At 58.2% G+C, this 12,000-nt stretch carries 10 protein-coding genes; 7 read left to right on the top strand and 3 right to left on the bottom strand.

The window, feature by feature from the left end; translation table 11 throughout:
* Positions 1–486: a YajQ family cyclic di-GMP-binding protein gene (locus tag AC097A_RS04155; RefSeq protein WP_105262615.1), complete on the bottom strand. Its 486-nt coding sequence runs from the start codon at positions 484–486 to the stop codon at positions 1–3.
* Between the two features lie 115 nt (positions 487–601).
* On the opposite strand from AC097A_RS04155, the gene murB reads away from it, so the two are divergent.
* From murB to AC097A_RS04120, 7 genes are all read left to right on the top strand, one after another.
* Positions 602–1,672, top strand: a complete 1,071-nt coding sequence (gene murB, locus AC097A_RS04150; protein WP_479619869.1) for a UDP-N-acetylmuramate dehydrogenase — start codon at positions 602–604, stop codon at positions 1,670–1,672.
* A 267-nt stretch (positions 1,673–1,939) separates the two neighbouring features.
* On the top strand, positions 1,940–2,782 hold the full coding sequence (gene dinD / locus AC097A_RS04145) for a DNA damage-inducible protein D (protein WP_479619868.1): 843 nt from the start codon (positions 1,940–1,942) through the stop codon (positions 2,780–2,782).
* A gap of 85 nt (positions 2,783–2,867) precedes the next feature.
* Entirely contained in the window at positions 2,868–3,824 is a 957-nt protein-coding gene (locus tag AC097A_RS04140) for a nuclease-related domain-containing protein (RefSeq protein WP_479619867.1), read from the top strand.
* A 125-nt stretch (positions 3,825–3,949) separates the two neighbouring features.
* The gene (locus AC097A_RS04135; protein WP_479619866.1) at positions 3,950–5,044 is read left to right on the top strand and encodes a DNA adenine methylase; all 1,095 of its coding nucleotides are present in this window, start codon (positions 3,950–3,952) and stop codon (positions 5,042–5,044) included.
* Complete coding sequence (locus tag AC097A_RS04130; protein WP_479619865.1) at positions 5,041–7,281, top strand: Eco57I restriction-modification methylase domain-containing protein; 2,241 nt, start codon at positions 5,041–5,043, stop codon at positions 7,279–7,281. The genes AC097A_RS04135 and AC097A_RS04130 overlap by 4 nt, the downstream gene beginning before the upstream one ends.
* The gene (locus AC097A_RS04125) at positions 7,268–8,851 is read left to right on the top strand and encodes an AAA family ATPase (protein WP_479619864.1); all 1,584 of its coding nucleotides are present in this window, start codon (positions 7,268–7,270) and stop codon (positions 8,849–8,851) included. Before AC097A_RS04130 ends, AC097A_RS04125 begins: the two co-directional genes overlap by 14 nt.
* A 3-nt stretch (positions 8,852–8,854) precedes the next feature.
* The gene (locus AC097A_RS04120; protein ID WP_479619863.1) at positions 8,855–10,156 is read left to right on the top strand and encodes a 5-methylcytosine restriction system specificity protein McrC; all 1,302 of its coding nucleotides are present in this window, start codon (positions 8,855–8,857) and stop codon (positions 10,154–10,156) included.
* 80 nt (positions 10,157–10,236) lie between these two features.
* Here AC097A_RS04120 and argG read toward each other — a convergent pair whose 3' ends face one another.
* Together argG and ppnP are read right to left on the bottom strand one after the other, a co-directional pair.
* Positions 10,237–11,568: an argininosuccinate synthase gene (gene argG, locus AC097A_RS04115; protein ID WP_479619862.1), complete on the bottom strand. Its 1,332-nt coding sequence runs from the start codon at positions 11,566–11,568 to the stop codon at positions 10,237–10,239.
* Between the two features lie 81 nt (positions 11,569–11,649).
* On the bottom strand, positions 11,650–11,976 hold the full coding sequence (gene ppnP / locus AC097A_RS04110; protein WP_479619861.1) for a pyrimidine/purine nucleoside phosphorylase: 327 nt from the start codon (positions 11,974–11,976) through the stop codon (positions 11,650–11,652).
* Positions 11,977–12,000: the final 24 nt, after the last annotated feature.

The following is a 12,000-nucleotide window of genomic DNA, read 5'->3' as shown; positions in this document are numbered from 1 at the left end:
TTAGTCGCGGAAGTTGTCGAAGCTCAGGGGCACGTCGGTGATTTCCTTGCGGATCAGCGCCATGGCGGCTTGCAGGTCGTCGCGCTTGGCGCCGGTCACGCGCACTTTTTCTTCCTGAATGGCGCCTTGGACCTTGATCTTGCTGTCTTTCAGGATGCGCTGGATTTTCTTGGCCAGTTCGGCCTCGATGCCGTTGCGCACCTTGATGACCACCTTGACCTTGTCGCCGCCCATCTTCTGCACATCACCGCGGTCCAGAAAACGCACATCCACTTCCTGCTTGGTGAGTTTGTTGCGCAGCACGTCCTCGATCTGGTCGAGCTGGAACTCGGCGTCCCCAATCAGGGTGATTTCCTTGTCCTTGATCTCGATCTTGGCGGACGTGCCCTTGAAGTCGAAGCGGGTGGTGATTTCCTTGACGGTGTTTTCCACGCCGTTTTTCACCTTGACCAGGTTGGCTTCGCAGACGGTATCAAAAGAAGGCATTTTGTATTCACTAGAGAGAAAGCACCCCTGCACGGCCGTGGGGTGCGCAATAAACCATGGGGCCCGCGCCGTGGGCCTGCCCGGAGCGACGGAGCCCCGGTGCGACAATCTTGCCATGTTAGTCGAGAAAAATGTTCCCCTGCAGGCCTTCAACACCTTTCGCATCGTGGCCAAGGCCCATGCGCTGGCACGTATCACCAGCGAGGCCGATGTGCAGGCCCTGCTGGCCGACCCTACCTGGGGCCCATCGCCCGTGTTTGTGCTGGGCGGTGGCAGCAATATCGTATTGACCGGCGATGTAAAGCCCCTGGTGCTGAAAGTGGAGGTGCCGGGCCGCCGCCTGGTGGCCGAGACCGACAAGCACTGGGTGGTGGAAGGCGGTGCCGGCGAGGGCTGGCACGACTTTGTGACCTGGACGCTAGACCAAGGCTACCCGGGGCTGGAAAACATGGCGCTGATCCCCGGCACTGTGGGCGCCGCCCCGGTGCAAAACGTGGGCGCCTACGGCGTGGAGCTGCAAGACCGGTTTGAGTCGCTGGACGCCATAGACCTGCAGACTGGCCAGGTCTTCACCCTGAACGCCGCCCAGTGCGCCTTTGGCTACCGCGACTCGGTGTTCAAACACGCCAGCAAGGCCGATGGCGACAGCCACCAGGCCCTGGGCCTGAAGGACCGCGCGCTGATCCTGCGCGTGCGTTTTGCGCTACCCAAGGCCTGGAAACCCGTACTGGGCTATGCCGACCTGGAACGCAATATGGCCGAGACCGGCGTCACCCAGCCCACGGCGCGCCAGATTTACGAGTGGGTGTGCGAGGTGCGCCGCGCCAAGCTGCCCGACCCCAATGTGATTGGCAACGCCGGCAGCTTCTTCAAGAACCCCACCGTCACCCCCGAGCAGTGCGCCGACATCATCGCGCGCGAACCCCGGGTGGTGCACTACCCGCTGCACGACGGCTCGGTCAAGCTGGCCGCCGGCTGGCTGATTGACGCCTGCGGCTGGAAGGGCAAAAGCGTGGGCCAGGCCGGCGTGTACGACAAACAAGCCCTGGTGCTGGTGAACCGCGGCGCCGGCGTGGACGGCAATGGCGCCACCGGCGGCGAGGTGATGACCCTGGCCAAGGCCATCCAGACCAGCGTCTACGAACGTTTTGGCATCCTGCTGGAGTCTGAGCCGGTGGTGGTGTAGCCAACTTGCCCCGGCCGGGAGGCGGCAAATTCACTATGCTTTTGATAGCTGCTTGCGCATATTCCACGGGCGCTATAGGCCAATTTGGCTTGTAAATAACCGGCGCCAGCGGGTTTCGGTCCGTCGGGCTCTTCTATTCAAGCCTGCTTTAAAAGCGGCGGTTCGTATTAAAGACTTCTTTCGCACCAAGCGAACGCCTAGCATTTGAGTGCTGTATGAAAAAACAGTATCATGGCATGGTGGGGATGACACCAAAGGGGCCTAACTATGAAAACCGAAATCGTGCAGTCGCTAACCGAAACCTTTGAAGGCCACGCGCAGCACACCGAAGGCGGCGTGGAGTACTGGCTGGCCCGCGACATTCAGCACCTGCTGGGCTACACCAAGTGGGAGAACTTCATCAATGTCGTCAGCAAGGCTAAAACCGCATGCGAAGTCTCTGGGCATGACATCGCCAACCATTTTCCTGACGTCAGGAAAATGGTCGATCTTGGCTCTGGCGGCCAGCGTGAGATTGAAGACACCATGCTCACGCGCTATGCCTGTTATCTCATCGCCCAGAACGGTGATCCACGCAAGCCTGAGATCGCATTTGCTCAGACCTATTTCGCATTCCAAACCCGCAAGGCCGAGCTGATTGAACAGCGCCTGCTGGAAGCCGAACGCGTTCACGCCCGTCGCAAACTCAGCGAGACCGAAAAAGAACTCTCCCACGTGATCTTCGAGCAGACTGGCGGCAACCAAGACTTTGCCCTTATTCGCAGCAAAGGTGATCAGGCCCTGTTCGGTAAAAGCACCCAGGCCATGAAAGCCCAGTGGAAGGTGCCCGATAGCCGCCCGCTGGCCGACTTTGCCCCAACCATCCTGCTCAAGGCCAAAGACTTCGCCACGGAAATCACCATCTTCAACGCCCGCCAGCACCAGATGGAAAGCGAGCAGGTTATCTCTGCCGAGCACATCACCAACAACAAGGCTGTGCGCAACACCTTGCTGGAACGCGGCATTCGCCCCGAGGCGCTGCCGCCTGCGGAGGATGTGAAAAAGGTGGAGCGGCGGTTGGCGTCCGAGGACAAGAAGGCGATTGACAAGCCAGACAGACTAGACACCTGAAGCATCCGCCGCACCGCGGCTTTGGTGCAATTGCTCTCCCCTGGCGCAGGTATAGTCTTGCGACAAAACGGGAGAGGAAAAAACCATGCTGATCAAATCAGCCGACGATAAGAGCAAGCGTTTGGCGCTGCTAGAAGACCTGCAAAAGTCCAGCCTGCTGGACAACCGCCAAAAAGACCGGCTGCGCGATGAACTGCGCAACCTGACCGCAGGCATCAAAGGCGAGCGTGCCGCCGCTTTTTACCTGGACGGCCACTACAAAGATGGCCAAAACAATGTGCTGCTGCACGACCTGCGCCTGCAGGTGGACGGCGAAGTTGCCCAGATCGACCACCTGGTCATCAACCGCACCGGCTACATGGTGCTGATTGAGACCAAAAACTACTCGGGCGATTTGGAAGTCAACGCCCATGGCGAATTCACCGTGCGCTATGGCAAAGACCGCTACGGCATTCCATCCCCCTACGAGCAAAGCCGCCGCCACGCGCGCATCTTGGGCAAACTGCTGGAGCGGCTTGAGATCAGCACCCGCACCGACAAGCTGCCCGAGTTTCACAACGTGGTGATGATGCACCCCCAAGCGATCATCCAGCGGCCCGACCCCAAGGCCTTTGACACCAGCTTCCTGATCAAGGCGGACCAGTTTCCCGCCTGGCACGACAAGCTGGTGGACGGCATTGGCACGGGTAGCCTGCTCAAGGCGCTGTTCAATATGCGCAGCCCAGACACCATCAAGGAGTGGGGCGAAAAGCTCAAGCGCCAGCATCGGGCAGCGGACTTGCTGGCGCTGCCTGAGTTCATGCAGCCTAGGGCCCACCTAGCCCAGGCTGCACAGACGCCCAAGCCGGCTGCACCAGGGCCAGTGACTACCCCCGCAACCCCAGAGCTAGTAGCGGCTGACGCCTCGTTGGCAAAGAAGCTTATCTGTGCCCACTGCCGTGCGAAGATCGGCTACCCCGAAGGCAAGTTTTGCTGGAACAACGCCAAGCGATTTGGCGGGTTGCAGTATTGCCGGGAGCATCAGGGGCTGTATGCAAACTAAAATCCGCCCCTGGCAAAATACTGTGTTTATTGTCAGTGCTTTGCAGTACTGGATGTCTGTACACTATTCGTGTAGGCATTGAGTCTGAGACATAAACAACTGGTCCGCAAAACTTAAAGGGTGACATGACCTTCCGTTACATCGGCTCTAAGTCCAGGCTTATCGATCAGATCACGGCCTACATGGGGCACCCCAAGCAGGGTGCTTTCTTTGTGGATGCCTTCTGTGGCACGGGGGTGGTGGCTGAGGCTGCTGCTGACCTCGGCTGGAACGTGCGTATCAACGACAGCTTGCACTCTGCGGTGATTTCCGCAGGAGCACGTCTGATCAGCACTGAGCAAGCGGCATTCAAGAAGCTCGGGGGCTATGCCAAGGCCATCGCCAAACTCAACGCAGCCAAGCCAAAACACGGCTTCATGTGGCGCGAGTACAGCCCTGCATCAATGGACACGTGTGGCCTTGAACGGCGCTACTTCACCCAAGAGAACGCAGCGCGCATTGACGCTATGCGGGCATTGATTGGCGAGTGGGTAGAGGCCGGAACCATTGATGAAGTGGAAGAGCGCCTACTCATCGCTGACCTCTTTGGGGCTTTAAATCGGGTGGCGAACATTGCGGGCACCTTTGGCTGCTTCCTCTCCAAGTGGACCAACCAATCGCAAGACAAGATTGCTATGCGATGCCGCGAGCTCAAAGCCAGTGGTGTGCGCGTGGAGGCTACGGTGGGGGATGTGTTTGACGTGCCCAATGCCGTGGAAGACTTGGTGTATCTGGACCCCCCTTACACCAAGCGCCAATACGCAAGCTACTACCACATCCTTGAAACCGTAGCCCTAGGCGATGAGCCTGAGGTGGAGGGCGTTGCGGGGCTGCGTCCTTGGAAGGTTCTGGCTTCGGACTTTTGCTACAAGACCCGAGCACTCAAAACACTTTCGCGTTTGGTCAGTGGCTTGAAGGCCCCAAAAGTGCTGCTCTCGTACAGCAGTGAAGGGCACATCAGCATGCCGGACATGAAGGCCGAGCTCTCGAAAATCGGCAAGTCCACGATGCACCCGCTAGGGGCCATTGGCCGCTATCGGCCCAACAAGGTTGCCAGCAGTACAGCGTCTGATGTGAACGAGTTCTTGGTGGTGGTGGAGCGGCCTGTGGCGCAGCTTCCCAAGGCGCAACCCAAGGCCGTCAAAGCGACCAACCCCATCCTCGTGGAGAGCTATGCATGAGTGCACCGCGTCCCGTTGAAGCGGAGTACCTGTCCCCCGCAGAAGCGGCCCTCACACGGGCTGTGGGTGGCGGACATGGACCAGCGAGTTTTGAGCTTCGTCTTCAAGTATTGGAGGCGGCATCAGCGCGCTTTGGTGGGTTCGACCTGGCGGCGTTTCATGAGGCTTTTGGCACTAAGAGCAAGCGCTCGGCAACTCAGCTCTTGGAGCTTGCGGCCCCCGTGGCAAGTGCCATCGAGCGCTCACCGATTCATCCTGCATTGGCACTGAGTGCATTGGCACGAGAAGCCCTGCATGAGCAGGACCGAAAGAGCACGGGCGCGTACCACACGGACTTTCGATTGGCCACGCGGTTGGCACAGCTTGCAGCCCCAAAGCTCACCCACAAGAGTCGGGTGATTGATCCGGCAAGTGGTGCGGGAATTTTGCTTGCTGCACTGACCCATGCGGTGTGTGGGATGGACCGAGCAAAGACGGCGCATTGGTTGGCTTATGGCGTGTGTGCAGCGGATCTCTCGGCCAATTCGTTGCGTGCAGCGCTGCTGGCACTGGCCTCCTTTACCGACGATGTATCGGCTCTCAAAACCATGCGCGCGCGTTGGCACTGCGGCGATAGCTTGATGGCAGATCGCAAGGTCTGGGCTGCGATGGCCCCTGAGGGCTTTGATGCGGTGATCGGCAACCCTCCGTGGGAGAAGGTCAAGCTTTCGAGACATGAGTTCTTGAAGTCCTCAGGCACCAAGCGCCACTACGGGGCCCAGATTCATGGGCTCGATGAGGAGCGCTTCGCCCAGCAGCGCGGTGAGGTTGCCAACTACTCTCGGCGCCTCTTGGCACGCTACCCAGATTTGGGCAACGGTGAGCCGGACCTCTACATCGCCTTCACGGACCTCTTCTTTGAACTGTGCAAAGGGCAGGGGGTTGTGGCTGCGCTGATCCCCGGTGGCCTCATTCGTTCGCAAGGCACTCAGGCCATGCGGCAAAAGATTTTTGACGCCAGCCAAAGCGTGTCGCTCTCGATCATCGACAACCGTGCACGGTTCTTTGCCATCGACACGCGCTTTAAGTTTTTGGCTGTGGCCCTCACCAAAGCTGGCTCTGAAAAGAGCAAGCGTGAGCCCATCACGCTCTTGCACGAACGGGGCACTCCCACGGGGTTGGAGACGACAGGAACGGCCACCATTGGACGTGCAGCACTCGCGGCAGTTCGGGACGATTTAAGCCTGCCAGAGGTCCGTAGCGTTGCCGAGTGGAAGCTCTTCTCAAAGATCGCAGAAGCCGGTGTGTCGTGGGAAGAGCCGGGCTGTGGCTGGACTCCGAAGTTTTGTCGTGAAGTCGATATGACCAAGGATCGCCCCAAGTTCCTGAGCCGTGCCACCCCAGGTGCTCTACCGTTGGTGGAAGGGCGCATGGTGCAGGCACATCGCTTCGGTGTGAAAGGGTATGTGTCAGGCACCGGCCGCAGTGCCCTGTGGGAAGCCTTCCCCATCGGAGGATCGCGCCTCTCGCCTCAGTTTTGGATTCTCCCCGGCGACATGCCCCGTGGCAATCAGCACCGTGCAGATGTGCTGCGAGTGGGTTTTTGCGACATTGCAGGTCAGACCAATGAGCGCTCGCTCATGGCCTCGTTGACTCCAGCTGGGGTGGTCTGTGGCAACAAAGTGCCCACGATCCTGTTTCCCGACGACCCATCAGAGGCGCGGTTGCTGGTGTGGGTGTCCATTGCCAATAGCTTTGCTTTTGACTGGATGCTTCGGCGCGTGCTCACCACCACGGTGAACTATTTTCTTTTGCAAAGCGTCCCCATGCCAAAGGTCGCCAAGGATGGCTTGCCATGGAAGAAGCTTGTGAGCGCTGCGCGCGAACTGCGCACACTCGACAGCGCCGGAGCTACACGAGAAACCTACGAGCGCATGGCACAGCTTCGTGGGGAAATTGATGCGGAAGTAGCCGTGGCCTATGGACTCGATTTGAAGGACATGGAACTGGTGCTCCGAGACTTTCCGATTTTGGATCGGGGGCAAATGGGAGTGCCAGGCGAGGCCAAGTCCACGATCACCCGAGACACTGTTTTGGCTGCCATGGCAAAACGAACGGGAAATAAGTCTACAGTTTGGGCGCTCCGTGCAGCGGAGGCGCGTGCGCAGGGGGCGATGGCTTATGTGCCATCAGAGATAAATGAGGCGCGTTCGTTGTTCGACGTGGAATTGGGAGAGGGTTCGAGTGAATACTATTAAGCGCGTCATCTTTAAGGTCATTAATGACACTGCGCAAGCTGCTGTGGCCGGAGTCGCGAATTCAGTCCCTGAGGATGGAGGGGGGCAGAGAGATTTTCGGTTTTCTGCTGTTGATGATAATTTCGTAAATGCGCTCAAGGATGCCTTCCCTGTGGAGCTGCCGGAGACCAACGTTCAAGGGTTGAGTTATCGACAAGGACGCTTCTCTTGGATTGATGGGGAAGAACTCAAGGTTGATCAAGTAAAGCTCTCTCCGCCAACAAATACGCGTAATGAGTACCGAATTTCGACTGTAAATGCTATTAATTGTCTGAAAAACATTCCCGCATCAAATGGACAAGGCCGGGTAATTCTCATTTTGGTACATAGAACTGATGGTTCAGTATGGCCGCACTACGTAATTGAAAATGTGCTCAATGACTGTTGGCATCATCTGTTTTTAAGCCAGCTTCGGGATGCTTTAAATGCTGGTCACGATCAAGGAGTCATCGACGCAGCACCAGCATCTACTCCATCACTTGAGATTCTTGGTTTGCTATCGCGTTCGCGTAACGTGATTATTTCTGGTGCGCCAGGCACAGGTAAGTCACGCTTGCTTTCTTCCGTCGTTGACGCCTTTGAGAACAAGGTACTGGTACACAAGCCAAGTGCCTCGACGCCAATTCCAGTAAACAAAGCCTTTCGTACGGTCTTTCATCAAAACTCCAAGTACCGCGACTTCGTATCGGGCATCACGCCAGCGGTGAACAAGGCAGTAGGGGCGCCCGACTTCACCATTGTGAAAGGCACGCTGTACCGTGCCAGTGAGCATGCGAAGGGCGCCAATGGCGCTGCCCTCTTGATCATCGATGAGATCAACCGAGGACCAGCAGTGCAGGTGTTTGGTGGAGCCATTGTGGCCATCGAGTCCGATAAACGTCTGGCCCCCGATGGGGCCAAGCGTGCGGAGACGCAGTACTTTGAAATGCTCGATCCCAAGACCGGTGATGTGATCGAGTACGCGTTGCCCCATGACCTCTACATCCTGGCTGCGATGAACCAAGCGGATGCTTCGGTGGAGCCTTTGGATGTGGCCTTCCTACGCCGTTGGGAGCCTCTACGTTTGGAGCCCGATGAAGCAGCGCTGCGGACCTTCTACGGGCTTGGGGCCAAGGGTTCTAACGCGTTGCCTGATGCGCCTGCCAACGTGGGCGATGCCTTGGAGGCCTCTGTTCGTGCATGGGTGGCTGTCAATGCCCAAATCGCTCTGGGGCGTGGCCCCGAGTTTCAGATCGGGCATGGCGTGCTGATGTCGGATGTGAAACCCCAAACGCTGGCACTTTCTGAGGCTCTGGGCACGCTGTGCGTGGGTTGGGCCAAGGTGCGAGCGCACGTGGAAGAGGTGTTCTTTGGGGACACCCGTGGCATTGCTGCTGCCCTCAATGCACTTGGTAGCCTACCTTTTAATCCGTTCACGCTCACTGAGGCGACTTTTGCGGATGACCTGAGGTTTCGTCTTGAAGGCCCTACGAATTTTGCTGAGGACAACATCTACGCAGCACTGCGGGCATTTGCCAACCCTCGGGAGTAGCGCGTGGCGCACACCCGAACACGGCTGTCCCTTGTTGAGTACGGTGCACCCGTAGACCTGAGCCGTGCGATTGTTGATGCCATTGGGGTAGATCGCACGAAGGCCAACAGTCTGTTGATGGAGGCTGGGAGCCGTGTTGCGTCGAGCCTTCGGCTCAACTACAACCCCATCAGTGTTGATGCCAAAGGCGCACGGGTCATAGATTTTGCGGGCCTCATCCGCCTGGCACCCTCACTGGAACTGGAAGTTGCCCCCAAGTTTTTGGGACTCGATGACACCGATGCTGCCTGGCGTGAGGATTTCTTTTTTCTCTCCACGCTTTCAAGGCATGGGCGCCTGTTGGCCTCTGAACGTCTCTCAGCCTCAGGAGGCACACCACGGAACCTATCCACGTTGGTGGCGCGTTCCATCACCAGTATGTACGAGGCCCGAAAGCGGCGCCCACTGCGCAGCTATCGCAGGGTACGTGAGGCAGACTTTTTCATCGATGGAGACCCCGATCCGGTGGACCTCATCTTTCCTTCGACCGATGGGTTTGAGCAAGAGCTCATCCGCTTTGATCGCAGGAACGGTTGGAACGCGGACATTGTGGCTGCGGCCAAGGAGCTACTGCCTGAGGTGAGCGATCCATCGGCTGCGAGTTCCTTGGTGCGATTGATCGAAGACCTCTCGCCTCAAAACGCTCCTGCCAATCGTCGCAAACCCATTCCTGCACGGCACAGAGCTTGGAAGCCCTTGCACGAGTTGTCCCTCGATGTGCTTGGGGGCTTGGGCCTCAACTACAAGCTGGGACAAGCACATGCACCGGGCTACTTGGTCGATACGTGGCGGGTGTGGGAAGACCTTTTGACGGTGGCTGCTCGATTGGGCTTTGGCCGCAATGCCGTGGTACCTCAGCGGGGTTATCCCTTGGGCATTAAAACCAAGATCAGTACAGGAACAGTGAGCAAGCTTTCGGTGTATCCGGACTGCGTGATTGAGTCCGATGGCACGAGGCCAAGGATGCTGCTGGATGCCAAGTACAAAGGCCACGTGGAGAAGGGGCAGCTTCGCATTAGTGCGGCGGACATCTATGAATCTTTGGCATTTGCCACTGCCACGGGGTGCCATAGAGTTGTTCTTGCCTATCCGGCGCTGCCTTATGTGACAAGGCCTATCGGAGCTACAGAAATATTCGAGAGCATCAGTATTGGCAATACATCCGTCGTTGGAGTGGCGGTTGAAATGCGTGGAATTTCCAAATCAGGTGGATTGAAAATCTTCTCTTCAGATTTTGCGAATGGTGTAATCGCTGCCTGCACTTAAATTCACCATGCGGTCTAAACAAAAAGCCCGCCAAGCTTTTACTTGGCGCGCTTTTTCTTAGGGGATAAGTCAGCTCTGACTTACTTACCCAACTTCAGGAAATCCTCTCCCTTGCCCAACTCCAGCAATCCAGCGTTGGAATACACCTGCAGCTTGGCACGCGTATCGGTAATGTCGAGATTGCGCATGGTGAGTTGGCCGATACGGTCCAGCGGGCTGAACGGCGCGTCTTCCACCTTTTCCATGCTCAGGCGCTCGGGCGCGTAGGTCAGGTTGGGGGACTCGGTGTTCAGCAGGCTGTAGTCGTTGCCGCGGCGCAGTTCCAGCGTGACGGTGCCGGTGATGGCACTGGCGATCCAGCGTTGCGCGGTTTCGCGCAGCATGATGGCCTGGCTGTCGAACCAACGGCCTTGGTACAGCAGGCGGCCGAGCTTGCGGCCGTTGTCGCGGTATTGCTCGATGGTGTCTTCGTTGTGGATGCCGGTGACCAGGCGCTCGTAGGCGATGAACAGCAGCGCGAGGCCGGGGGCTTCGTAGATGCCGCGGCTCTTGGCTTCGATGATGCGGTTCTCGATCTGGTCGCTCATGCCCAGGCCGTGGCGGCCGCCGATTTCGTTGGCCTTGAGGATCAGGCTGACCAGATCGGGGTACTGCACGCCGTTCAGCGCGACAGGGCGGCCTTCTTCAAAGGTGACGCTGACTTCTTCGGCCTTGACGACGCAGTCGTCTTTCCAGAACGGTACGCCCATGATGGGGTTCACGATCTTCATGCCGCTGTTCAAGAACTCCAGGTCCTTGGCTTCGTGGGTGGCGCCCAGCATGTTGCTATCGGTGCTGTAGGCCTTCTCGGCGCTCATCTTGTAGCCAAAACCGTTGGCGGTGATGAAGGCCGACATTTCGGAACGGCCGCCCAGTTCGTCAATGAACTGCTGGTCCAGCCAGGGCTTGTAGATCTTCAGCGCGGGGTTGGTCAACAGGCCGTAGCGGTAGAAGCGCTCGATGTCGTTGCCCTTGAAGGTGCTGCCGTCGCCCCAGATATTCACGTCGTCCTGCTTCATCGCGGTCACCAGCATGGTGCCGGTCACGGCGCGGCCCAGCGGCGTGGTGTTGAAGTAGGTGTTGCCGGCGGTGGTGATGTGGAAGGCGCCGGCCTGCAGGGCGGCAATGCCTTCGGCGGCCAGCTGTGGACGGCAGTCGATCAAACGGGCTTTGATGGCGCCGTATTCCATGGCCTTGCGGGGAATCTCGTCGTAATCCGATTCGTCGGGCTGGCCCAGGTTGGCCGTGTAGGCGTAGGGCAGGGCGCCCTTTTGCTTCATCCACAGCAGGGCGGCGCTGGTGTCCAGCCCGCCAGAGAAGGCGATGCCGACCTTTTGGCCGACGGGGATGTTTTGCAGAATGGTGTTTGACATGAAATTGTCCTCTAGCCCACGTGGAATGTACGCAAGCAGCTATGAAATTAGGAGTGACTGACTGTCCGTATCAACCGCTGATCAACCAAAGTGGCAGATGTAGTGGTAAGCCTCAAAGCCCTCGGTCACGCGGATCTGGAACTTGGCGTTGCCGGGCACGTTGAATTTCTGGCCTTCGCCGCTGGTGACCCAGGCGTCGGTGCCGTCCAGCTTGTAGTCGCAGCTGCCGCCCACGCATTCCATGATTTCGGGGGCGCCGGTGTTGAAGGTCAGCGTGGCGGGCAAGATCACGCCCACCGACTTCTTGGTGCCGTCGGCCAGGGTAAAGCCGTGGCTCACGCACTTGCCGTCAAAGTAGACATTGGCCTTGGTGGTGACGGAAACGTTGTCGAAGTGGGTGGTGGTCATGGTGCTGCGTAATAAGAATAGAAA

Source organism: Rhodoferax sp. XS2R6 (assembly GCF_056521365.1).
This window is presented reverse-complemented; position numbering and strand designations above follow the sequence as displayed.